Origin of the sequence: Streptomyces sp. NRRL F-525 (genome assembly GCF_000716605.1) — a bacterium.
Classification (GTDB): domain Bacteria; phylum Actinomycetota; class Actinomycetes; order Streptomycetales; family Streptomycetaceae; genus Streptomyces.
Genome location: NZ_JNXE01000009.1, coordinates 241,387 through 263,359 on the forward strand (window position 1 = coordinate 241,387; position 21,973 = coordinate 263,359).

The following is a 21,973-nucleotide window of genomic DNA, read 5'->3' on the forward strand; positions in this document are numbered from 1 at the left end:
GAGGAGACGGTGAACGACCAGTGACTTCCACGCACGACACCACCGTCCAGGCGGCCGGCTGCGTCCTGTGGCGCCGCCCGTCCGCCGGAGCCCTCGAACTGGCGCTGGTCCACCGGCCAAAATGGGACGACTGGTCGTGGCCCAAGGGCAAGCTCAAGCGGGGCGAGACGTTCGAGGAGGCGGCCCGTCGCGAAGTGCTGGAGGAGACCGGCTTCGCGTGCCGGCTGGGGACCCGGCTCCCGTCGGCCCAGTACCTCGACCACCACGGACGGCCCAAAGAGGTCCGCTACTGGGCGGCGGAGGCGACCGGCGGATCCTTCGCGCCCAACGACGAGGTCGACGTACTGCTCTGGCTCACCCCGGACGAGGCCCACCGGCGGCTCTCCTACGAGCGGGACCGCGACCTGATCTCCCTCGCGCTCATGGCCGTCGGCACCGACGAGGACGGACGGGAACCGTGAGGGGCTCGCGCGGTTCTCCCCGGCGGCGGCGCAGAACCGCCTCACCCAGCCGGGGGACGGCACCCTCGTGGACGCGCTCCCGGCCGCTCCGAGCCTGGCATAGTCCGGAATCAGCCCGTGTCCTCGACGTGAGCGTTCCGTGACCTAACCGCACCGCCCACAGGGGTTCACCCTCCGTTCACTTATGCCCATAGGCGCCTTCACCTGTTCTGCCTAATTTCGGCCTTACGCGATGCGAGCCGCGACCTGGGGGTCGCCACCCGCGTCACCCCGTCTTCGCACGCCGCCGTAATTCAGGACGGCGGCTCTCGGAAGGAACTCTTTCAAGTGAAGCTTCAGCGCATGAACCGGCGGGCCCTCACCCTCGGTGCTCTCGCCGTCTCCGGCGCCCTGGCCCTCACGGCGTGCGGCTCGGACGACAACGGCGGCTCCTCGAGCAGCAGCAGCTCGTCGACGGCCAACGCCAGCTCCGCCAACTGCGGCACGGCGAAGAAGGGCCAGCAGCTCCTCGCCGACGGCTCGTCCGCGCAGAAGAACGCGATCGACGCGTGGGTCAAGGCCTTCAGCCAGGCCTGTGGCGTCCAGATCAACTACAAGGGCGGCGGCTCCGGCGCCGGCGTCACCTCCTTCAACCAGGGTCAGCTGGCCTTCGCCGGTTCCGACTCCGCGCTGAAGCCCGAAGAGGTCACCGCCTCGAAGAAGGTCTGCTCCGGCGGCCAGGGCATCGACCTCCCGATGGTCGGCGGCCCGATCGCGCTCGGCTACAACGTCCCGGGTGTCGACAACCTGGTCCTGGACGCCCCGACGCTCGCCAAGATCTTCGACAGCAAGATCACCAAGTGGAACGACCCCGCCATCAAGGCGCTGAACAAGTCCGCCACGCTGCCCGACCTCAAGATCCAGGCGTTCCACCGCTCGGACGAGTCCGGCACCACGGACAACTTCACCAAGTACCTGATCGCCACCACCCCCGCCAACTGGAAGTACTCCGGCGGCAAGGCCTGGCAGGCCAAGGGCGGCCAGTCGGCGGCCGGCTCCGCGGGCGTGGCCGCCGGGGTCAAGCAGACCTCCGGCGCCATCGGCTACTTCGAGCTCTCCTACGTCGGTGACGGCGTCAAGCCGGTCAGCATCGACACCGGCGCCTCGGCCCCGGTCGCGCCCAGCACCGACAGCGCGACCAAGGACATCGCCGACGCCAAGATCGTCGGCACCGGCTCCGACCTGAAGCTCCAGCTCAACTACAACACCAAGGCCGAGGGCGCGTACCCGATCACCCTGGTGACGTACGAGATCGTCTGCGACAAGGGCAACAAGGCCGACACGCTGCCCGCGACGAAGGCGTTCCTCACCTACATCGCCAGCGAGGAGGGCCAGAAGGTCCTCAGCACCATCGACTACGCGCCGATCCCCGACGCGATCATCACCAAGGTTCGCAGCACCATCGCGAGCATCAGCTAGTCCGAGTGTGCGGCCGGGTCCCGGACCAGGGACCCGGCCGCACCGTCCGGTGCACCGCCGCCACGGACCGCACACAGCACGTGTGGACCCGCAGACCGGAGAAAACCGATGGATATATCGACAAAGAACCCCGCAGAGGCACCGCCTCCCACCCCCCAGCCCGCCGCCGCGGACCAGAAGCGCGCGGCCCGTGGCGCCACCCGACCCGGTGACCGGATCTTCCTCGGTCTCTCCCGTGGGTCGGGCATCCTGCTGTTGGTGATCATGGCCGCGATCGCGGTCTTCCTCACCTATCGCGCCTCCCTCGCGATCAGCAAGGACCACGCGAACTTCCTCACCACCTTCGAGTGGAACACCAACCTGCTGCCGCCGAAGTTCGGCATCGCCGTCCTGGCGTTCGGCACGGTGGTGTCCTCGATCATCGCCATGGTCATCGCGGTCCCGGTCGCGGTCGCCATCGCCCTGTTCACCACGCACTACGCCCCGCGCAAGCTCCGCGGCCCGGTCTCGTACGTCATCGACCTGCTGGCCGCCGTACCGTCCATCGTGTACGGCCTGTGGGGCGCCCTGATCCTCGTACCGCACATGGTCGGGCTCTTCGGGTGGCTGAACGACTACTTCGGCTGGACCGGGATCTTCTCCTGGGACCAAGGCGCGCCGCGCTCGATGCTCACCGTCGGCATCCTGCTGGCGATCATGATCCTGCCGATCATCACCAACGTGAGCCGCGAGGTCTTCAAGCAGGCCCCGCAGATGATCGAGGAGGCGGCCCTCGCCCTCGGCGCCACCCGCTGGGAGGTCATCCGCATGGCGGTGCTGCCCTTCGGCCGCTCCGGCGTGATCTCCGCCTCGATGCTCGGTCTCGGCCGCGCGCTCGGCGAGACGATGGCCGTCGCCACCGTGCTCTCCCCGGACTTCATCATCCACGCCAGCCTGCTCAACCCGGGCGGCGGAACCTTCGCCCAGAACATCGCCAGCAAGTTCAGCGAGGCGTCGGCGGACGGCCGGGACGCGCTCATCGCGTCCGGTCTCGTCCTGTTCGTCATCACCCTGCTGGTCAACGGTGCGGCCCGGCTCATCATCGCCCGCCGCGCGGAGTACTCGGGGGCCAACGCATGAGCAACGCAGCCGTAGCGGAAAAGCCCGCGAGCACCCTGCAGGGCGCGACCCTCCCGAAGTGGTCGCCGTACGCGATCGCCGGCGGGTCCATCGTCCTGGCCGTCCTCATCGGACTGGTCGGCAGCCTCGACAGCAAGATCCAGTGGGGCCTGATCGCGGCGATCCTCTTCGTCGTCGGTACGTACGTCCTCGCCACGCGCGTCGAGGGCAGCCGCCAGGCCAAGGACCGGGTCGCGACCAGCCTGGTCTGGGTCGCGTTCCTCCTCGCCGTCATCCCGCTCGTCTCCCTCCTGTGGACGACGATCTCGCGCGGCGTGAAGGTCCTCGACATCTACTTCCTGACCCACTCGATGGGTGTGGTCGCCGACTCCGAGCCCGGCGGCGGTATCTACCACGCCATCATCGGCAGCCTGGAGCAGGTCGGCCTCGCCACCCTCATCGGCGCCCCGATCGGTGTGCTCACCGCGATCTACCTGGTCGAGTACGGACGCGGCGCCCTCTCCAAGTGGGTCACGTTCTTCGTCGACGTCATGACGGGCATCCCGTCGATCGTCGCGGGTCTGTTCATCCTGTCCCTGATGCTCATGTGGGACATGGAGCCCTTCGGCTTCGCCGGTTCCTGCGCCCTGGCCATCCTGATGATGCCGGTCGTGGTCCGCTCCACCGAGGAGATGCTGAAGCTCGTCCCGAACGAGCTGCGCGAGGCCTCCCTCGCCCTCGGCATCCCGAAGTGGCGCACGATCCTCAAGGTCGTCCTCCCGACCGCGATCGGCGGCATCACCACCGGCATCATGCTGTCGGTGGCCCGTATCGCCGGTGAGACCGCGCCCGTCCTGCTGCTGGTGTTCGGCAACCCGTTCATCAACAACGACCCGTTCCACGGGGCGCAGGCGTCGCTGCCGCTGTACATCTACCAGCAGTTCGCGCAGAGCGCGGGCGCCGGAGCGGCCTACGACCGCGCCTGGGCGGCCTCGCTCACCCTGATCGCCTTCGTGATGATCCTCAACCTGGTGGCCCGCGGCATCGCCCGCTGGAAGGCCCCCAAGACCGGTCGCTGACGCGGCCTACTCAGCGACCGATCTGAATCTCTGGAAGTGAAGCAGTCATGTCCAAGCGAATCGACGTAAGCGGGCTCACCGCCTTCTACGGCTCCCACAAGGCAATCGAAGACATCTCGATGACGGTCGAGCCGCGCTCGGTGACGGCCTTCATCGGCCCCTCCGGCTGCGGCAAGTCGACGTTCCTGCGCACGCTCAACCGTATGCACGAGGTCACGTCCGGCGGCCGCGTCGAGGGCAAGGTCCTCCTGGACGACGAGGACCTCTACGGCCACGGCATCGACCCGGTGTCGGTGCGCCGCGAGATCGGCATGGTCTTCCAGCGCCCGAACCCGTTCCCCACGATGTCGATCTTCGACAACGTGGCGGCGGGGCTGCGTCTGAACGGCAGCTACAAGAAGAGCGAGCTGTCGGACGTGGTGGAGAAGTCGCTGAAGGGCGCGAACCTCTGGAACGAGGTCAAGGACCGCCTGAACAAGCCCGGTTCGGGTCTCTCCGGTGGCCAGCAGCAGCGGCTGTGCATCGCGCGGGCGATCGCGGTGGAGCCGAAGGTCCTGCTGATGGACGAGCCGTGCTCGGCCCTGGACCCCATCTCGACCCTGGCCATCGAGGACCTGATCGGTGAGCTGAAGGAACGCTTCACGATCGTCATCGTGACGCACAACATGCAGCAGGCGGCCCGCGTCTCGGACCGTACGGCCTTCTTCAACCTCGCGGCGGTCGGCCAGCCCGGCCGCCTCATCGAGATCGACGACACGGAGCGCATCTTCTCCAACCCGTCGGTCCAGGCCACGGAGGACTACATCTCCGGCCGCTTCGGCTAGACGCCGGCGTCAAGAACCCCTCGCGGTGCTGCATGGCGGTGCCACCGCGAGGACGAAAAGGGCCCGCCCCTGGCTCCCGGGGGCGGGCCCGTTCGTTTGCGTCTCCCACCCACCCACCCGTTTACGGTGGGCTGAGAGGTGCCCGCCGGAGCAGGCCGTTCGCTCGTGCGGGCCGGTGGGGGTACGCGTTCCTGGTTTCCCGCCCACCCGCCCGTTTACGGTGAGTTGAGAGGTGCCCGCCGGGACAGGCCGTTCGCTCGTGCGGGCCGGTGGGGGTGCGCGTTCCTGGTTTCCCGCCCACCCGCCCGTTTACGGTGGGCTGAGAGGTGAGCGGTCCAAGGCGCCCGGGTCACGCCACGGCCGGCGTCTCGACTTGTTTGCCCGCCCCGCCCGCTTACGGTGAGTCGAGAGGTGGAGCCCTCACGAGACCCCGGCCCCTTCGCCCTGCTTCTACGCCACCCTCTTGACCAACCGTAAACGGGTGGGTGGGTGGGAAACACGGGGCCAGGGGGCGCAGCCCCCGGCATACAGGGCCTACAGAAACGCCAGGTCCACAACCCAGAACGCCAGCGCCGCGACGATCGCCGCCGCCGGCATCGTGATGAACCACCCCATCACGATGTTCTTGGCAACACCCCACCGCACCGCATTGACCCGCTTCGTCGCCCCGACCCCCATGATCGCCGAGGTGATGACATGGGTCGTGGAAACCGGCGCCTTGAAGAGATAGGCGGTGGTGAACATGATCGCCGCACCGGTCGTCTCCGCCGCGAACCCCTGCGGCGGATCCAGCTCAATGATCTTCCGCCCCAGCGTCCGCATGATCCGCCACCCACCCGCGTACGTCCCCAGCGACAGCATCAACGCGCAGACGATCTTCACCCAGACCGGAATCGGATCGCCGTACGTCGAGTGGCCGGAAATCACCAGCGCCATCACCACGACACCCATGGTCTTCTGCGCGTCCTGGAGACCATGCCCGAGGGCCATACCGGCCGCGGACACGGTCTGCGCTATCCGGAACCCCCGCTTCGCCTTGTGCGGGTTCGCCTTCCGGAAGATCCACATGATCGCCGTCATCACCAGATAACCGCCGACCAGCCCGACCACCGGCGACACGAACATCGGCACGATGACCTTGTCGACGACCCCGTGCCAGATGACTTCCGTACCACCCGCGAGCGCGGCCCCCACCATCCCGCCGAACAACGCGTGCGAGGACGACGACGGCAGCCCGAAGTACCAGGTGATCAGGTTCCACGTGATCGCACCGACCAGCGCGGCGAAGAGGATCCCCATCCCCTTCGACCCCTCGGGCGTCTCGATCAGCCCCTCGCTGACGGTCTTGGCGACACCGGAACCGAGAAACGCGCCCGCGAGATTCATCACGGCGGCCATCGCGAGCGCCGCGCGCGGAGTCAGCGCCCGGGTCGAGACGGACGTGGCGATGGCGTTCGCAGAGTCGTGAAAACCGTTCGTGTACGTGAAAAAGAGCGCGACCAGAATGGTCACGACCAGAGCGAAGGTGTCCATGGAGAGGTCAGGACTCCTTGACGGCGATGGTCTCCACCGTGTTCGCCACGTGCTCGAACGCGTCCGCCGCTTCCTCCAGCACATCCACGATCTGCTTGAGCTTCAGCACCTCGATGGCCTCGTACTTGCCGTTGAAGAGCATGGCCAGCAGCTTGCGGTGGATCTGGTCGGCCTGGTTCTCCAGGCGGTTGACCTCGATCCAGTACTCCGTGAGGTTGTCCATCGTGCGCAGGTTCGGCATGGCCTCGGCGGTGAGCTCCGCCGCCCGCGCCAGCACCTCGATCTGCTGCTCGACGCCCTTGGGCAGTTCCTCCACGTTGTAGAGGACGACCAGGTCGACGGCCTCCTCCATGAAGTCCATGATGTCGTCGAGGCAGGAAGCGAGGTTGTAGATGTCCTCGCGGTCGAAGGGCGTGATGAAGGAGGAGTTCAGCTGATGGAAGATCGCGTGCGTGGCATCGTCACCGGCGTGTTCCGCGGCCCGCATACGCTCTGCGATCTCGGCCCGGCCGGCGGTGTCCGCCCCGAGCAGTTCCATGAGGAGTTTCGAGCCCGTGACGATGTTGTCCGCGGACGCGGCGAACATGTCGTAGAAGCTCGTCTCCCTGGGGGTCAGACGAAAGCGCACAAGGGGTCCTCGGGAAGCATGGGTTTCGGTCAGGCTGATGCTAAGTGCATCATCCGGCCACGGCTAATGGGCCGTCCCCCAGTGTCGCCCATCAGGCACAGTGATCCGCACGGGGGCGTACCAAGGGCCCTATACCCAGCAAAGTTCGTTACGATATACCCACTAGGGGTATATGTCTGGAGGACGCGATGGACGCGATGACGACCACCGAGGCCGGCGCGGCGGCAGCGCCCTCCGAACCGACGCGGGAGCCGGTCGACGACCTGGCCCAGGAACCGGTCACGCACGGTTACCACCACCAGAAGGACGAGCACCTCAAGCGCCTGCGCCGGATCGAGGGCCAGGTCCGCGGTCTGCAGCGCATGGTCGACGAGGACGTCTACTGCATCGACATACTCACCCAGGTGTCCGCCTCAACGAAGGCCCTGCAGTCGTTCGCGCTGCAGCTCCTGGAGGAACACCTGCGGCACTGCGTCGCCGACGCGGCGGTCAAGGGCGGCGAGGAGATCGACGCGAAGGTCGACGAGGCGACGAAGGCGATCGCCCGACTCCTCCGCACCTGACCAACCCGGCCCCTCCGCACGAAACTAACCAGTGCGGGGATCCCGACCGGTTAGTCGGGCGTACAGGACGACGCGTCCCGCTCCTCGGCGACCTTCAGCACCTCGTCGATGCTCTCCAGGCTGAGCCGGTCCTCGGCGGCCGAGGCCGCGATGATCAGGTCTCCGCACAGCTCGATCTCGGCGAGGGCCACGTGGTCCTGAACTGCCGTACCGCCGACCGGAGCCACGTGCATCACCTCTTCTCTGCCGCCACCGACTTCCTAGAGTAGGGAGCGGTCTACACAACGCGCATGGCACGGACGGGCTAGTCCTCACCCCGACCCACACCGACCGTTTCAGGTCACTTCTCGGCGATCTGCCCGGCGTAGATGTCCTTCGACGCCGGAAGCCGTACGTCCACGGGGGCCCCGAAGTCGTACAGCAACGTCGTCGAGGTGACCGCCACCGGGTTGTGGCGCTGCCCGTTGACGAAGCTGAACCGCTGCCCCAGTTTGCGGACGCGCCCCTGGTCGTCGAGGTAGACGTCGAAGGGCACCCGGGCGGTGGCGAACCCTTTCGCCGCCGACCTCAGGGCCACCTCGTTCCCCGCCGACGCACTCCGTGCCGCGACGGCGAGATCGGCGACCCCCCGATAGTGACGCACGGAGGCCCCGGCCACCTCCGTCTTTCCGAGATACGTCGCCGTAGTCGTCCCGCGCAGCAACTCGGCGGCGGCGTACGGGTCGGTGGCGCCGCCGGTCACGAGGTTGCCGTCGGACAGCGTCCCGGTGTCGACCCGTACCCATTTGTCGGCGGGCACCCCGGCGCCCCGGTTCTTCATGAACAGGGCGCCCGGCGCGAGGAGTTCGGTGATCGGCCGGTGCTCGCTGGCGCCCGCCGGGTCCTGCGGCAGCTGCACCCTCAGCCGGCCGAGCCGACGCCGGAAGTCGTAGACGCCCTCGCCGCGGATGGTCACGCGAGTACCGCCGGTGGCCATCTCCATGGACGTACGGGCCTGCGAACTCCCCGCCGCCACAAGGGAGTCGGCCGCGCGCCGCACCACCGCGGCCACGTCCCCGCCGCCGCGTGCGTCCGCGGTCGCCACCCCGTCGCCGCCGCCGCACCCACCGGTGCCGACACAGACCCCGACCATGAGTCCGGCCGCGACGACCGCTCCGCCCGCGCGCCTCTGCTGCCGCTCCATAGCCTGCCGTACCCCCGTACGTCGTCACGGGCCCTGTCGTTCCGCTTAACGACGGGTAGATGGGCCCGTCACGCGTCGTCGCGGCCGTACAACCGCCCTAGGGGCGTCGCGCGACCGCCATACGAGCGCTTTACCCGGACTGGGTACCGTGGTCGGTGTGGCGCAGCAGGACGAACGGCAGGCTCCCCCCGCACATCCCGAACACCGCACGACGACGGTCGAGCAGGGCCCCTTCTGCTTCGCCCGTTGCGTCTGCGGCTGGCGAGGCCCCGCGAGACGGGCGAGAAGCCAGGCCAGGACGGATGCCACCGGGCATCTGCCTGTTCCGAACCTGTGACATGACCACGAGAACTTGTGGGGTCCGGCCCGTATCTCACTTCACGGAACCCCACAGGAGGCGAAATGCAACGGCGTTCGTTCATAGGCGGCGGCGTGGCCGCGATAGCGGCGGTCGCGACCACCGCGTGCAACGGCAAGAACACCGGCGGCGGTGACACGTCCGCCACGGCGACCAGCGCCTCCACCTCAACGAGCACATCGGGCCTGCGCACCACCACCGCGGCCGCCGCCGCCAACTGGGCCGCCCTGGCCCGCGAGCTGGACGGCACCCTGGTCCGCCCCGGTGACGCCTCCTGGAAGACGGCCCACCAGCTCTACAACACCCGCTTCGACTCCCTGAAGCCGGCCGCGGTGGCGTACGTGGCGAACCCCGACGACATCCGCTCGGTCCTCGCCTACGCCCGCGCCCACAGCATCCGCGTCGCGATCCGCAACGGCGGCCACTCCTACGCCGGCTACTCCTCCGGTGACGGCCGCCTCATCCTCGACGTGTCGAAGCTGAACAAGATCCGGGCGAGCGGCTCCTCCGCGGTCGTCGGCGCCGGCGCCAAACTGATCGACGTGTACCGGGGCCTGGCCGCGAAGGGCGTGACCATCCCCGCCGGTTCCTGCCCCACGGTCGGCGTCTCCGGCCTCACCCTGGGCGGCGGCCACGGCGTGGTCTCCCGCGCGTACGGCCTGACCTGCGACAGCCTCACGCAGGCCACGCTGATCACGGCGGACGGCAAGCAGGTGGTGGCCAACTCCACTGAGAACAAAGACCTGTTCTGGGCACTGCGCGGCGCGGGCAACGGCAACTTCGGCGTCGTGACGGAGCTCCAGTTCAAGACCCACCCCGCACCCCAGGCCGTATCGGGCTATCTGACCTGGCCGTCGTCGATGGCGGCGGCCGTGGTCAAGGCCTGGCAGGAGTGGGGCCCGGACCAGCCCGACGAGATCTGGTCGTCCTGCCACCTCACGAACACCCCGGGCGGCACCCCCAAGGTCTCAGTCGCGTGCTTCTCCCTGGGCACCTACAACGAACTCCAGAACGCGGTCGACAAGCTGGCCCACCTGGTCGGCGGCAACGCGTCGAGCGTCTCGCTGAAGCGGCACACGTACGAGGAGTCGATGGACGCGTACGCGGGCTGCTCGTCGTTCTCGACGGACGCCCAGTGCCACCTGCCCGGCTCGACCCCCGGCCGCTCCCCGCAGGGCGCACTCGCGAGGGAGACCTACGTCGGCCGCTCGGACTTCTTCGACCGCTCGATCTCGGCCACGGGCATCCAGACGATGCTCAACCAGATGAAGGCGGTCCGCGGCAACTCCGGCGACATCGCCCTGACGGCCCTCGGCGGCGCGGTCAACCGTGTCTCCCCCACAGCAACGGCCTTCGTCCACCGCCGCTCCCGCATCCTGGCCCAGTACATAGTCTCCTGGCCCTCCGGCACGGCCGGCACGTCAGCCCAGTCCTGGCTGACGTCCTTCCACAACGCCATGAAGCCCTACGCCTCCGGCGCGGCCTACCAGAACTACACAGACCCGACTCTTACGAACTGGCGCAAGGCGTACTACGGCGACGCGGCGACCCGCCTGACGACGCTGAAGAAGCAGTACGACCCCGGTCACTTCTTCACGTACCCGCAGGGGTTGTAAGGGGAGGGACCGGGTCGACTCCGGTCCCGAAGACGCCCTTTGTCTTTAGGGGCGCGGGGCTGTATCTATTTGCGGCTCCGCCGCGCGGGCGCGACCACCCCAGGCGGAACCAATCAACCCCGATCCGCCACACCCCCTAGGGGCGCGGGGAACTGCGCGACCAGCCACAACGGCCCCGCAGCCAAAGAACCGACCTCAAAGCCTTCAGGCAGCGAGGTCCCGCTCCTCCGTACCGGACGACTCACTACGCGCCCCCGGAATCAAGGCATCCCGCCCAACCCCCCGCGCGCCGGCCGACCGAACCAGCCACCCACCCCACGCCGACCCCTCAACCGCCTTCAGCACCGGCGTAAGCAGAGCCATCGCAACCGGCGAGAGCAGCAGCGCAACAGCCGTACCGAGCGCGAACCCCCCGATCACATCAGTCGGATAGTGCACACCCATGTAGACCCGGCAGAACCCTTCGAGCAACGCAAGCCCGATCCCCACCACCCCGAACCGCCGATCCGCCACGAACAACGCGACCCCCATCGCCATGGTGATGGTCGCGTGATCGCTCACGAACGAGAAGTCGGTCTTCCCGGAGATCAGCACATCGATCCCCGTGTGGTCGAGAAACGGCCGCGGCCGCTCCACGAACCCGCGTATGGGCACGTTCACGAGCACGGCGAGCGAGGCGGCGAGCGGCGCCCACACGAGCCCGGCCACAGACCCCGCCGCGTCCTCACCCCCACGCCGCCGCACGGACCACCAGCACCACACCACGAGCAGCACCATCGCGACGAGCAACCCGTACTCCCCGACGAACGACATACCCCGGTCGAACCAGTGCGGTGCGTCCTTGGCGAGCCCATTGATGTCGTAGAGCAGATCGACGTCGGGATTCGACCCGGATTCGGCGAGTACAGCCATGGTGCTGCGGCTCCTTCGTCGTAGTTCCGGGCGCACCTCTCGTGCGCATTACTGAACAGGAACGCACGGTCCCGGTTAATACGTTCCACCCTCCACCGAATGATCACTCAGACGTTATCGAAGAGAGACTCATCGCCGCAGCTCAGGGGGTGGGTTCACGCTCGGTTCACACCGTCGTGGGGAGCGCTTTCGCGCCATCTTCGGTGACCCGGGTGGCGCCGAAGTAATCGGGGGTGTCAATGGGGTCGAAACGGATCACAGCACCCGTCCGGGGTGCGTCGATCATGTACCCGCCGCCGACATAAATCCCCACATGCCGGATCGCCCGGGAATTGGTCAGGTCGTCCGAGAAGAACACCAGATCTCCCGGCAGCAATTCGGCCCGCTGCGGATGCGGCCCCGCGTTGTACTGATCGTTCGCGACGCGCGGCAACGTGATCCCCGCACTCGCGAACGCCGCCTTCGTCAGCCCCGAGCAGTCGAACCGCCCGTCCTGGTCGGCCGTACCGTTCCCGCCCCACAGATACGGCGTGCCCAGCTTGCTCTGCGCGTACGTGATCGCGGTGGCGGCCTGCTCGGAGGGATCGACCCGGCTGACGGGCGCGGCGAAGCTCTGCGAGAGCGTCGTGATCGTCTTCACGTAGTTCTTGGTCTCGGAGTACGGCGGCACGCCCCCGTACTTGATGACCGCGTACGCCCCCGCGTTGTACGAGGCGAGCATGTTCGCGGTCTGGTTCCCCGGCACGTCCTTCACGTACGAGGCGAGCTCGCAGTCGTAGGTCGCGGCCGACGGGATCGCGTCGTTCGGGTCCCATACGTTGCGTACGCCGTCGCCGTTGCCGTCGATGCCGTGCGTGGCCCAGGTCCCGGGGATGAACTGCGCTATCCCCTCGGCCTTCGCCGGGCTCTTCGCGTTCGGGTTGAACCCGCTCTCCTGGTACAGCTGGGCGGCGAGCAGCGCGGGGTTGAGGGCGGGGCAGAGGTTGCCCCACTTCTGCACGAGCGCCGAATACGCCGTCGGCACCGCGCCCTTGGCGAGCGCGACGCTCCCGCCGCCGGCCCCGTTCACGAGGTTCCCGGCGACGAGGTAGACCCCGACGACGAGCAGCATCACAAAGCTGAGCCCCAGCCCAGCCGCGACCCCACCGGCCACCCATACTTTTCGCACGGCTCAACCCTCCCCCATGACAGCCCTGTTCAAGGCCATTTCCGGGGAGGGTGGCGGCATTTCGCCGTGCTTCCACCACATCTGACGCGTATTCAACGAGTCGCGCGCACCGCACACTGATCCTTATTACGGGTCAGTCGTCGCATCCTTGTACAACTCGGCCGCCTCTTTCCCGAACACCACGCTGTACGAGATGTCGGGCGTCAGCCCGCCCTGCTCATGCCCGCCGATGACCCCCACGACTTGCTGGTCCCCGTTCACCCAGGGACTGCCGCTGGTGCCGCCGGTGAAGCCCGGGCAGTCGATGCGCTGCTGGGTGCCGCTGTGCAGGGTCGGCTTGTTGGTGCAGCTGATCGGCTGGTCGGTGGCGGAGGGATACCCGGTGATCGTCACCGCCGTGGCCCCGGTCGCCGTCCCGGTCGTGAACCGGTCGGCGCCCACCACGTCCTCGATGTTCTTACCGCCCACCTCGACGAGCGTGGCGAACCCGATGTCGCTGTCCTCGGCCTGCCCCTTGGACCACCCGTCCGGCAGGAACCGCTGCTCGACCTTCCACACCCCGTACGGCGCCTTGCCGTCCCGGTAGCCCGGCACGAACACGTCGCCCGGGTCCCCGTCCAGGCAGTGGGCCGCGCTGACGATGAGGTTGTGCCCCGCGCTGTGCACCACGGACGCGGTGCAGTGATGCCCGCCGGCGAGGCTGGTGGCGTGGGCCGCCCCGAACAGGGCCCCGACCCGCAGGCTCTGCTTGCTCACCTCGGTCACGGTGGTCACGCCGAAGGGCCCGGGGCCGTCGTCGGCGGTCGCCACAGAGGCCGAGGTCAGTGCCAGCGTCACCACGGCGACGAACAGCGCGTACCTACGGTTGCCCGCGAGGCGAGCGGAACGGGAGATGCGTGAGCTGCGCTTCATCGGGCCCCACTCTGTCCCACGAAGGTGAGAAAGGACGTCGACGTTTACTGAAATTTCGCTGTGAACAGCGCGTTCGCGCTCGAGTCGACGCTTGGTCCGGCGGTCTGTCCACCGTACTGTCCGTCCGCCCCTCCCGCCTCTCCTGCGCGATACTCGTCGTCTCCCCGGCACCCGACGAAGGAAACCCCGTGTCCGACATCCCCCCCGACCTCACCTGGGAACGAGCCGCCCCACCGGACGCGACCGGCCCCGGCCCCTGGATCGAGCTCGCCTTCGGCCCCGGCGACGACGGCGAGGCCCCGGTCTACATCCGCGAGACCAGCGACCCCGAGAACGTCGTCACCACCAACCGCCGCAAGTGGGACGCCTTCGTACTCGGCGTACAGGCAGGCGAGTTCGACCACTTCGTGGAGGGAGTGACGGACGTCGAAGGTGCGGCGGACACAACAGCCCCGGAAACCAAGGGAATCGGGCCGGATGCATAGAAGCCGCGTCTTCGCCCTCCTGATCGACACCCCGGGCCCGGAGGCCGCCGCCGCGGCGGCCTTCTGGTCGGCCGCGCTCGGCACCCCGGCGGAACCGGTCCCCGGCGAGGAGCAGTTCACCACGCTCCACGAGGCGATCCCCGGCCTGGTCACGGCAGTTCAGTCCATCGACGACCCCAACCCCCGCTTCCACATCGACATCGAGACCGACGACGTGGAGGCGGAGACCACCCGCCTGCTCACCCTCGGCGCGACCGAGACCGCCCGCTGGCTGGAGTGCCGGGTACTGCGCGCCCCCGGCGGCCACCTGCTCTGCGTCCTGCCGGTGCACAGCGACCCGGCAGTGTTCAACGCCCAGGCGCGCACCTGGAGTTGAAGGGGAGCCGGGGCAAGCCAAGGGGATCCGGAAGGGACGGCTCAGAACGTCGTCGTCATCCCGCCGTCCACCGCGATCGTCTGCCCCGTGATGAACGACGCCGCGTCGCCCGCCAGGAACACCACGATCCCGGCGATCTCCGCCGGCCGCCCCCAACGCCCCAGCGCGGTACGGCTCTTGAGCCACCGGCCCCACTCGGGATCGTCCGCCAGCCCGGCGTTGACCTCGGTCGCGAACGTCCCCGGGGCGACCGAGTTGACCGTCGTACCGCTGGGGCCCAGGTCCGCCGCCAGCGCCCGGGTCAGCCCGTCGAGGCCGGCCTTGGCGGTGGCGTAGGCGACGTCGCCGGTGCGGCCCAGCTGGCCGACGACCGAGGAGACGTTGATGATCCGGCCCGGGGTGCCGCGCCCGGCCAGCCCCTCGGCGACCGTCCGGCTCAGCGCGTACGCCGAGACCAGGTGGACGTCCAGCATGTGCGCCAGCTCGTCCGGCGTCATGGCGTCGAGGCCACGCCTGTCCCGGTGCCCGACATTGTTGACCAGCACGTCGATGTCCCCGAGCCCGCGCACCGCCTCCCGCGCAGCCGCACGGTCGGTCACGTCGAACACGGCGGCCGAGGCGTCCAGCCCGTCCTCCCGCAGCCCGGCGACAGCCGCCTCCGCGGTGACCGGATCCCGCCCGTTGACCAGCACCCGCGCACCCGCCCTGGCCAGACCCCGCGCCATCTCCAGGCCCAGCCCGCGCACCGACCCGGTCACCAGGGCCGTACGCCCGCCGAGCGCGAAGTCGTCGTGGCCACCCATCCCGCGACCTCCACCGAGACCGACACTGAAACACTCGTTTCAGTTACGGTAGCGCAGTGGGTACGACACCGTCATCACCGCCGTCACAGCCATCACCGCCTTCGCCCCGGCGCACGGAACTCCTCGACGCCTGCTACGGCTACCTCCTGGAGCACGGCCTCACCGGCCTGTCCCTGCGCCCCCTGGCCGCCGCCACGGGCACCAGCCCGCGCGTCCTGCTCTACCTCTTCGGCAGCAAGGACGAGCTCCTACGCCAACTGCTAGCCCGGGCCCGCCACGAACAGGTAGGGATGATGGCCGCCGTCCTGGCGGAGCCGACCAACGCGACCAACGCGACCAACGCGGCCGGTACGGCCGACGACGGCTTCGACGCCCTGACGGAGAGCCTGTGGACCTTCCTCTCCGCACCGGAACAACGCCCCATGGTGCGGCTGACGTACGAGGCCTTCCTGCTGTCCCTCACCCACGACCCCGGCCCCTGGGCAGGCTTCGCCGCCGAAGCGGCCCGGGACTGGCTCGACCTCCTCGTACGCGCCCAGCCCCCCGGCACACCATCGACCCTCGCGGAGACCAGGGCGACCCGAGCACTGGCCCTGATCCGAGGCCTCCTCCTCGACCTACTGGCCTGCGGAGACGACGACCGGGTGAGGGCGGCCGCGGCCCGCGACTGGCAGCGGTGAGCCGACGATGAGCGGGAAATCCCTTACGAGGTAAGCCGACGGCGTGCCGGACCCCTGAGCGATTCCAGTCCCACCCCCGCCAACCTCACACCCGCCCCGGAACGCTCCGCACCGGAAACACCACTCCCGTAAGCCCCTCCGACGCCTCCCACAACCGCTCCGCCGCCTCCACGTCACTCGCCGCCGTGCTGCGCCCCACCAGCGTCGGCGCGCCCCGCATCTCACCCATCCCGCTCGGGCCGGCGAAACTCGCGCCCGGAAGATCCTGGGTCGCCGCGAAGAGCGTCGGCAGAGCACCGCCCTTGTCGTCCTGGGCGACGACCTTGTTGCCGACGGCCATGAGAATGCGGGACACCGGGTTCGCCGTATGGCTCTGGAGGTTGGTCGCCGCCCAGCCCGGGTGCGCCGCGAGGGAGCGGACGCGCGAGCCCGACTCCGTGAGCCTGCGCTGGAGTTCGAGCGTGAAGAGCAGGTTGGCGAGCTTGGACTGGGAGTACGCGCGCTGCGGGCTGTAGATCCCGTCCAGGTTCAGGTTCTCGAAGTGGATGATGCCGTCGCCCATCCGGTGCGCGCCGGAGGAGACGGTCACCACGCGGTCGGTGATGTGCGGCAACAGCAGGTTCGTCAGGGCGAAGTGGCCCAGGTGGTTCGTGCCGAACTGCATCTCGAAGCCGTCGCGCGTCCGCCGCTCGGGGAGCATCATCACGCCGGCGTTGTTGATCAGCAGGTCCAGCGGCCCGTCCCACCCCTCGGCGAACTCCCGCACGGACGCCAGATCCGCGAGATCCAGCCGCCGAACCTCCGTGCTCCCGCCCACCTTGGCCGCCGCGGCCCGCCCCCGCTCCAGGTCCCGTACGGCGAACACGACACGCGCCCCCGCACGGGCCAGCTCGGCGGCGGCCGCGAACCCGATCCCGCTGTTGGCCCCGGTGACGACGGCGGTACGCCCGGAGAGATCAGGAATCCGCCCGACACCCCACTTGACCTTGCTCTTGCCTTTGCTCTCGCCCTTGCTACTGCTGCCGATGGTGCTGTCCGTGTTGTCCATGCCTCCCAATGTAGGCAACGCCAACAATGCTGTCAATGACAACAATGGTGACGCCGACAACAATGCTGACGCCGTCAACATCGGGATACGATGGTTCGCATGCCTGTACGCCCCTATCACCACGGAGACCTGCGCTCCGCCCTGCTCGAGAGCGCGGAACGCACCCTGCTGGAGAAGGGGGTCGCGGCGCTGTCCCTGCGCGAACTGGCCCGGGACGTGGGCGTCAGCCACGCGGCCCCCGGCCGCCACTTCAAGGACAAGCAGGCCCTGGTCGACGCCCTCGCCCTGACCGGCTTCGAGCGCATGGCGAAAGAACTGACCGCCGCGGACCACCCCGACCTCCCCCTCGAAGCCCGCCTCACCGAACTGGCCAGGACCTACGTCCAGTTCGCGGTCACGCACGCCGAACTGCTGGAGGTCATGTACTCCCGCAAGCACGACCCGGACATCTCCGAGCAGCTCCGGTCAGCGGTGGACGGCACGACAACCCAGTTCGTACAGATCGTCACCGACGCCCAGGAACGCGGCGAGATGATCCCCGGCCCCCCCTGGACCATCGCCCTAGTCATCGGCGCCGCCCTACACGGCACAGCCTCCTTCGCAGCCCAGGGCACCCTCACCCCCGAGGCCGCGGTATCCGACATCCCCACCCTGATCCACCACTTGCTGAACGGCCTGACACCCCGCCAGCCCTGACACCCCGCGAACCCTGATGCCCTAAGGGGCGCGGGGAACTGCGCGACCAGCCACATCGGACCCGCACCCCGCACACAACCCAAGCCCCCACCCCGAACCCGGCACAAACCCCAGTCAACGCGCGTCCCGCTGTGAAGTTCCCGTGGAGAGAGTCAAGCCCGAGCCATCCCCACCCCATCCCGCAGCCACTGATCAGCAATCCCCCAACCCCCTTGAGTAACGCGGAAGTCAGAATTCCGGAACCCACCTTGTTGTCACGTACTCAACAAGAGATGGTCATCGCGGGCCGCCGCCCCCACCGGGAACCTCACCGGTGGACCCCCCACCCGCAGGCCTCTGCCAACCTCTCCCTGGAGGCTGTACGTTGCGTACGTCACCCCCCAACTCCCCCCACATACGCGGCAACTGGCGCAGACTCGGCGCCGCCGCCACCGCGACCGCCGCACTCCTGCTCGCCGGCCTCGGCACCGCGGCCCACGCGAGCGCCGCCACCACCCCCCACAAGGCGACCGCCAAGACGATCGCCGCCCAGGTCGCCAAGGCCCACGTGCAGTACACGAAGATCGGCTGCGCCACGACCCCGAAGAAGGGCTTCGCCGCGTGTAACGCCCTCCGTGTCACCGGCGGCACCACCGCCTTCATGGAGAAGCAGGCCGCCGTGAAGGGCATCGCGCCCAAGACCATCTCCCCGAAGGCCGCCTCGGACGACCCCACCGGCTACGGCCCGTCGGACATCCAGTCCGCCTACGGCCTGGCCGACGCGGCCGCCGACAGCGGCTCCGGCGAGACCGTCGCCATCGTCGACGCCTACGACGACCCGAACGCGGAGTCCGACCTCGCGACCTACCGTTCGTACTACGGCCTCTCGGCCTGCACGACGGCCAACGGCTGCTTCAAGAAGGTCAGCCAGACCGGCTCGACGACCTCCCTCCCGACCGCCGACAGCGGCTGGGCCGGCGAGGAGTCCCTCGACGTCGACATGGTCAGCGCGACCTGCCCGAACTGCAACATCCTCCTGGTCGAGGCCAAGTCGGCGAGCGACGCCAACCTCGGCACCGCGGTGAACGAGGCCGTGAAGCTGGGCGCGAAGTTCGTCTCGAACTCCTACGGCGGCTCGGAGTCCTCCTCCGACACGTCGTACGACACCTCGTACTACAAGCACGCGGGCGTCGCCATCACCGCCAGCGCGGGCGACGAGGCCTACGGCGCCGAGTACCCGGCCGGTTCGCAGTACGTCACCTCGGTCGGCGGCACCAAGCTCTCCACGTCCTCCACCACCCGCGGCTGGACCGAGTCCGTGTGGAAGACCAGCAGCACCGAGGGCACCGGCTCCGGCTGCTCCGCCTACGACGCCAAGCCCACCTGGCAGACCGACACCGGCTGCACCAAGCGCATGATCTCGGACGTCTCCGCCGTCGCCGACCCCGCCACGGGCGTCTCGGTCTACGACACCTACGGCGACGACGGCACCGGCTGGGGCACCTACGGCGGCACCAGCGCCTCGTCCCCGATCATCGCGAGCGTCTACGCGCTGGCCGGCACCCCCGGCTCCAGCGACTACCCGGCGTCGTACCCCTACGCCGCGGCCGGCACCTCCGCCCTGAACGACGTGACGAGCGGCAACAACGGCACCTGCTCGACGAGTTACTTCTGCACCGCCAAGTCGGGCTACGACGGCCCGACCGGCTGGGGCACCCCGGAGGGCGTGTCCGCCTTCACCGGCTGACCGCACTCCACTCCGCGAGAACCTCCCCGTCGGGTCACGGGGAGCCGCCGGCAAGAGGGGGACGTGGGGTCCCCTCGGCGGAGCAAGTGGCAACGGGCCGCGGCAACCAGCCGCGGCCCGTTCGCCGTGCCGTGGGGCCCGACTCCCATGAGAATCCTGTGGGTTTGGTAAAGGGCCAGACCCTGTTCGGTAAGCCGGAAGTCAGGATTCCAGCAGCCCCTTGTTGTCGCGTACTCAACAAGAGATGGTCATCGCGGGCCGCCCCCCACCGCCGGAGAAACCGTGCCGGCGAGACGCACCCGCACTGCCCCTGTTCCACCGACTCAGGAGGCTGCACCTTGCGTACCACGACCCCCAACTCCCCCCACGCGCACGGTAGATGGCGCCGCATAGGGTCCGTCGCCGTAGCCACCGCCGCACTGGTCTTCACCGGCCTCGGCACCGCCGTACAGGCGGACGCGGCACAGAGCGCCACCACCTCCACCGCGGTGACCTACGCCGCCACCCCCTGTGCGACCCCCAAGCACACGGGTGACCTCACCTGCAAGTCCTACCGCGTCACCGGCGGCCTCACCGCCTTCCAGAAGATGCAGGCCGCGAAGACCGGGATCACCCCCAAGGCGGCCGACGCGTCGACCCCCTCCGGCTACAGCCCGACCAACCTCCGGTCCGCCTACGGCCTGACCTCCGCCGCCGCCTCCAACGGCTCCGGCGAGACGATCGCGATCGTCGACGCGTACAACGACCCGAACGCCGAGGCCGACCTCGCCACCTACCGCTCGTACTACGGCCTTTCGGCCTGCACGACGGCCAACGGCTGCTTCAAGAAGGTCAGTCAGACCGGCTCGACCACGTCCCTCCCCACCAGCGACGCCGGTTGGTCCGAGGAGATCTCCCTCGACCTCGACATGGCGAGCGCGATCTGCCCGCTGTGCAACATCACCCTCGTCGAGGCCACCAGCGCCAGCTACGCCAACCTCGGCACCGCCGAGAACGAGGCCGTCGCCCTGGGCGCCAAGTTCGTCTCGAACTCCTACGGCGGCTCCGAGTCCTCCTCGCAGACGTCGTACGACACCTCGTACTACAACCACGCGGGCGTGGCCATCACCGTCTCCTCCGGTGACAGCGCCTACGGCGCCGAGTACCCGGCGACCTCCCGGTACGTGACGGCGGTCGGCGGCACCAAGCTCTCCACCTCCTCCACCACCCGCGGCTGGACCGAGGCCGTCTGGCGCACCTCCAGCACCGAGGGCACCGGCTCCGGCTGCTCCGCCTACGACGCCAAGCCCACCTGGCAGACCGACACCGGCTGCACCAAGCGCATGGAGTCCGACGTCTCCGCGGTCGCCGACCCCGCCACCGGCGTCTCGGTCTACGACTCCTACGGCGTCACCGCCGGCTGGTACACCTTCGGCGGCACCAGCGTCTCCGCGCCGATCATCGCCGGCGTCTACGCCCTCGCCGGCACCCCGGCCAGCGGCACCTACCCGGCGCAGTACCCCTACGACTACGCGGGCACCTCGTCCCTCAACGACGTGACCAGCGGCTACAACGGCTCCTGCTCGACGGCGTACTTCTGCACCGCCGAGACCGGCTACGACGGCCCGACCGGCTGGGGCACCCCGGAGGGTGTGTCCGCCTTCGCCAACTGACGGACGGTGACCTGCCCCCCACCCTGAACTGATCCTCAGTCACATGTCGTGCCACAGTGGGTCGTGGGGGCCACACCTGGCACGGGAGAACGGGCCGCGGCATCCAGCCGCGGCCCGTTCATCATGAGAACATCAAGGCGAACGCCACCGGGTAATCAGGGGCTAACGACCAAACCACGGACAGGTTCCGCAGCGGAATCGTTGCCCGGCGTTACCTACCGTGATACACAGAGTGACCGTACGGGGTATTCGTACGAAACCCGCCAATCAATGACGCCAAGTCGACATCGGACGGCGCCTTTGTCGGCGACAATGATGCCTGACCTCTGCGCACCTGCAGGGGACGCGGAACTACCCATCAGGGGCGGTGACTTACATGCTCTCTGCGGCCGACAAGGGAGACATCAACACCATCATCGGGGGGATCGCTCCGGACTGGGGCCCCTTCGGCAGCCTGGGCAACGAGGCGAAGGTGATGATCGAGGTCGTGATGGCGGTCGCCATCCTGCTCTGCCTCGGTATCGCCGTATGGGGTGCGGCCAAACAGCGCATCGGCGCGACGGCGCTCCGCGACACGTTCAGCGCGGAACAGGGCAAGGGCCTCATCGTCGCCGGCCTGACCGGCGTCTTCATCATCGGCTCCCTCGGCACCCTCTTCACGATCGTGTACGGCATGGCCGTATAGCCGTCCGACCGAAGCCCTTCACCTCTCCC

Annotated in this window: 24 protein-coding genes; 15 read left to right on the forward strand and 9 right to left on the reverse strand. The window is 68.8% G+C overall.

All coding sequences use genetic code 11. From position 1 onward, the window contains the following. The first annotated feature begins 20 nt into the window (after positions 1-20). The 5 genes from OO69_RS16400 to pstB all read left to right on the forward strand — a co-directional run bounded on the left by OO69_RS16400 (position 21) and on the right by pstB (position 4,920). A complete protein-coding gene (locus OO69_RS16400) occupies positions 21-461 on the forward strand; it encodes an NUDIX hydrolase (protein WP_033281347.1) in 441 nt (146 codons plus the stop codon). A gap of 327 nt (positions 462-788) precedes the next feature. Then, positions 789-1,919 (forward strand): phosphate ABC transporter substrate-binding protein PstS, encoded by a 1,131-nt coding sequence (gene pstS, locus OO69_RS16405; protein ID WP_033281348.1) that lies wholly within the window; start codon positions 789-791, stop codon positions 1,917-1,919. A 108-nt stretch (positions 1,920-2,027) separates the two neighbouring features. Beyond that, positions 2,028-3,038, forward strand: coding sequence for a phosphate ABC transporter permease subunit PstC (gene pstC / locus OO69_RS16410; RefSeq protein ID WP_033281349.1), 1,011 nt, complete (start codon positions 2,028-2,030; stop codon positions 3,036-3,038). Beyond that, positions 3,035-4,096, forward strand: coding sequence for a phosphate ABC transporter permease PstA (gene pstA / locus OO69_RS16415; RefSeq protein ID WP_033281350.1), 1,062 nt, complete (start codon positions 3,035-3,037; stop codon positions 4,094-4,096). The genes pstC and pstA overlap by 4 nt, the downstream gene beginning before the upstream one ends. 47 nt (positions 4,097-4,143) lie before the next feature. Next, positions 4,144-4,920, forward strand: a complete 777-nt coding sequence (gene pstB, locus OO69_RS16420) for a phosphate ABC transporter ATP-binding protein PstB (protein ID WP_033281351.1) — start codon at positions 4,144-4,146, stop codon at positions 4,918-4,920. Positions 4,921-5,454: 534 nt separating this feature from the next. Here the strand turns inward: pstB and OO69_RS16425 are convergent. Beyond that, a complete protein-coding gene (locus tag OO69_RS16425) occupies positions 5,455-6,453 on the reverse strand; it encodes an inorganic phosphate transporter (RefSeq protein ID WP_033281352.1) in 999 nt (332 codons plus the stop codon). Between the two features lie 7 nt (positions 6,454-6,460). After that, positions 6,461-7,081: a DUF47 domain-containing protein gene (locus tag OO69_RS16430; protein ID WP_026151758.1), complete on the reverse strand. Its 621-nt coding sequence runs from the start codon at positions 7,079-7,081 to the stop codon at positions 6,461-6,463. A 197-nt stretch (positions 7,082-7,278) separates the two neighbouring features. On the opposite strand from OO69_RS16430, the gene OO69_RS16435 reads away from it, so the two are divergent. Next, positions 7,279-7,644 carry a metal-sensitive transcriptional regulator gene (locus tag OO69_RS16435; RefSeq protein ID WP_033281419.1) on the forward strand — a complete coding sequence of 122 codons (366 nt, stop codon included), beginning with the start codon at positions 7,279-7,281 and terminating at the stop codon, positions 7,642-7,644. A 50-nt stretch (positions 7,645-7,694) separates the two neighbouring features. Here the strand turns inward: OO69_RS16435 and OO69_RS16440 are convergent, their stop codons facing one another. Then, positions 7,695-7,877 carry a hypothetical protein gene (locus tag OO69_RS16440; RefSeq protein WP_033281353.1) on the reverse strand — a complete coding sequence of 61 codons (183 nt, stop codon included), beginning with the start codon at positions 7,875-7,877 and terminating at the stop codon, positions 7,695-7,697. Positions 7,878-7,984: 107 nt separating this feature from the next. Further along, positions 7,985-8,827, reverse strand: a complete 843-nt coding sequence (locus OO69_RS16445; protein ID WP_033281354.1) for a hypothetical protein — start codon at positions 8,825-8,827, stop codon at positions 7,985-7,987. Between the two features lie 157 nt (positions 8,828-8,984). Between OO69_RS16445 and OO69_RS52990 the strand changes: the two genes are divergently transcribed. Both OO69_RS52990 and OO69_RS16450 read left to right on the forward strand, forming a co-directional pair. Further along, positions 8,985-9,164, forward strand: coding sequence for a hypothetical protein (locus tag OO69_RS52990; protein ID WP_078652460.1), 180 nt, complete (start codon positions 8,985-8,987; stop codon positions 9,162-9,164). 65 nt (positions 9,165-9,229) lie between these two features. Then, a complete protein-coding gene (locus OO69_RS16450; protein WP_033281355.1) occupies positions 9,230-10,801 on the forward strand; it encodes an FAD-dependent oxidoreductase in 1,572 nt (523 codons plus the stop codon). Between the two features lie 204 nt (positions 10,802-11,005). Here the strand turns inward: OO69_RS16450 and OO69_RS16455 are convergent, their stop codons facing one another. From OO69_RS16455 to OO69_RS16465, 3 genes are all read right to left on the reverse strand, one after another. Further along, positions 11,006-11,713, reverse strand: a complete 708-nt coding sequence (locus OO69_RS16455) for a phosphatase PAP2 family protein (RefSeq protein ID WP_033281356.1) — start codon at positions 11,711-11,713, stop codon at positions 11,006-11,008. A 166-nt stretch (positions 11,714-11,879) separates the two neighbouring features. Beyond that, a complete protein-coding gene (locus OO69_RS16460; protein ID WP_106971051.1) occupies positions 11,880-12,824 on the reverse strand; it encodes a bifunctional lytic transglycosylase/C40 family peptidase in 945 nt (314 codons plus the stop codon). A 183-nt stretch (positions 12,825-13,007) separates the two neighbouring features. Further along, on the reverse strand, positions 13,008-13,793 hold the full coding sequence (locus OO69_RS16465; RefSeq protein WP_033281358.1) for a trypsin-like serine peptidase: 786 nt from the start codon (positions 13,791-13,793) through the stop codon (positions 13,008-13,010). 188 nt (positions 13,794-13,981) lie between these two features. Between OO69_RS16465 and OO69_RS16470 the strand changes: the two genes are divergently transcribed. Together OO69_RS16470 and OO69_RS16475 are read left to right on the forward strand one after the other, a co-directional pair. Beyond that, positions 13,982-14,278 carry a DUF397 domain-containing protein gene (locus OO69_RS16470; RefSeq protein WP_033281359.1) on the forward strand — a complete coding sequence of 99 codons (297 nt, stop codon included), beginning with the start codon at positions 13,982-13,984 and terminating at the stop codon, positions 14,276-14,278. Beyond that, entirely contained in the window at positions 14,271-14,654 is a 384-nt protein-coding gene (locus OO69_RS16475) for a VOC family protein (RefSeq protein ID WP_033281360.1), read from the forward strand. The genes OO69_RS16470 and OO69_RS16475 overlap by 8 nt, the downstream gene beginning before the upstream one ends. A gap of 41 nt (positions 14,655-14,695) precedes the next feature. Here the strand turns inward: OO69_RS16475 and OO69_RS16480 are convergent, their stop codons facing one another. Then, positions 14,696-15,457 (reverse strand): SDR family oxidoreductase, encoded by a 762-nt coding sequence (locus OO69_RS16480; protein WP_033281361.1) that lies wholly within the window; start codon positions 15,455-15,457, stop codon positions 14,696-14,698. A gap of 56 nt (positions 15,458-15,513) precedes the next feature. Between OO69_RS16480 and OO69_RS16485 the strand changes: the two genes are divergently transcribed. After that, positions 15,514-16,137, forward strand: coding sequence for a TetR/AcrR family transcriptional regulator (locus OO69_RS16485; protein ID WP_033281362.1), 624 nt, complete (start codon positions 15,514-15,516; stop codon positions 16,135-16,137). An 85-nt stretch (positions 16,138-16,222) separates the two neighbouring features. Here OO69_RS16485 and OO69_RS16490 read toward each other — a convergent pair whose 3' ends face one another. Next, positions 16,223-17,185, reverse strand: a complete 963-nt coding sequence (locus OO69_RS16490; protein WP_051801057.1) for an oxidoreductase — start codon at positions 17,183-17,185, stop codon at positions 16,223-16,225. 99 nt (positions 17,186-17,284) lie between these two features. Between OO69_RS16490 and OO69_RS16495 the strand changes: the two genes are divergently transcribed. The 4 genes from OO69_RS16495 (at position 17,285) to OO69_RS16510 (ending at position 21,944) form a co-directional block, all read left to right on the forward strand. Further along, on the forward strand, positions 17,285-17,881 hold the full coding sequence (locus OO69_RS16495) for a TetR/AcrR family transcriptional regulator (RefSeq protein ID WP_106971052.1): 597 nt from the start codon (positions 17,285-17,287) through the stop codon (positions 17,879-17,881). Between the two features lie 364 nt (positions 17,882-18,245). Next, the gene (locus tag OO69_RS16500) at positions 18,246-19,607 is read left to right on the forward strand and encodes a S53 family peptidase (RefSeq protein WP_033281364.1); all 1,362 of its coding nucleotides are present in this window, start codon (positions 18,246-18,248) and stop codon (positions 19,605-19,607) included. Positions 19,608-19,945: 338 nt separating this feature from the next. Beyond that, positions 19,946-21,259, forward strand: a complete 1,314-nt coding sequence (locus tag OO69_RS16505) for a S53 family peptidase (protein WP_033281365.1) — start codon at positions 19,946-19,948, stop codon at positions 21,257-21,259. Between the two features lie 376 nt (positions 21,260-21,635). Then, positions 21,636-21,944 (forward strand): hypothetical protein, encoded by a 309-nt coding sequence (locus OO69_RS16510; RefSeq protein WP_033281366.1) that lies wholly within the window; start codon positions 21,636-21,638, stop codon positions 21,942-21,944. Positions 21,945-21,973: the final 29 nt, after the last annotated feature.

Excerpts from the sequence above, each read along its gene's own strand:
- pstC (WP_033281349.1), top strand. The coding sequence starts at position 2,028 with ATGGATATATCGACAAAGAACCCCGCAGAGGCACCGCCTCCCACCCCC.
- pstA (WP_033281350.1), top strand. The coding sequence starts at position 3,035 with ATGAGCAACGCAGCCGTAGCGGAAAAGCCCGCGAGCACCCTGCAGGGC.
- pstB (WP_033281351.1), top strand. The coding sequence starts at position 4,144 with ATGTCCAAGCGAATCGACGTAAGCGGGCTCACCGCCTTCTACGGCTCC.
- OO69_RS16425 (WP_033281352.1), bottom strand. The coding sequence starts at position 6,453 with ATGGACACCTTCGCTCTGGTCGTGACCATTCTGGTCGCGCTCTTTTTC.
- OO69_RS16435 (WP_033281419.1), top strand. The coding sequence starts at position 7,279 with ATGACGACCACCGAGGCCGGCGCGGCGGCAGCGCCCTCCGAACCGACG.
- OO69_RS16440 (WP_033281353.1), bottom strand. The coding sequence starts at position 7,877 with ATGCACGTGGCTCCGGTCGGCGGTACGGCAGTTCAGGACCACGTGGCC.
- OO69_RS16445 (WP_033281354.1), bottom strand. The coding sequence starts at position 8,827 with ATGGAGCGGCAGCAGAGGCGCGCGGGCGGAGCGGTCGTCGCGGCCGGA.
- OO69_RS16450 (WP_033281355.1), top strand. The coding sequence starts at position 9,230 with ATGCAACGGCGTTCGTTCATAGGCGGCGGCGTGGCCGCGATAGCGGCG.
- OO69_RS16455 (WP_033281356.1), bottom strand. The coding sequence starts at position 11,713 with ATGGCTGTACTCGCCGAATCCGGGTCGAATCCCGACGTCGATCTGCTC.
- OO69_RS16460 (WP_106971051.1), bottom strand. The coding sequence starts at position 12,824 with ATGCTGCTCGTCGTCGGGGTCTACCTCGTCGCCGGGAACCTCGTGAAC.
- OO69_RS16465 (WP_033281358.1), bottom strand. The coding sequence starts at position 13,793 with ATGAAGCGCAGCTCACGCATCTCCCGTTCCGCTCGCCTCGCGGGCAAC.
- OO69_RS16475 (WP_033281360.1), top strand. The coding sequence starts at position 14,271 with ATGCATAGAAGCCGCGTCTTCGCCCTCCTGATCGACACCCCGGGCCCG.
- OO69_RS16480 (WP_033281361.1), bottom strand. The coding sequence starts at position 15,457 with ATGGGTGGCCACGACGACTTCGCGCTCGGCGGGCGTACGGCCCTGGTG.
- OO69_RS16490 (WP_051801057.1), bottom strand. The coding sequence starts at position 17,185 with ATGGACAACACGGACAGCACCATCGGCAGCAGTAGCAAGGGCGAGAGC.
- OO69_RS16495 (WP_106971052.1), top strand. The coding sequence starts at position 17,285 with ATGCCTGTACGCCCCTATCACCACGGAGACCTGCGCTCCGCCCTGCTC.
- OO69_RS16510 (WP_033281366.1), top strand. The coding sequence starts at position 21,636 with ATGCTCTCTGCGGCCGACAAGGGAGACATCAACACCATCATCGGGGGG.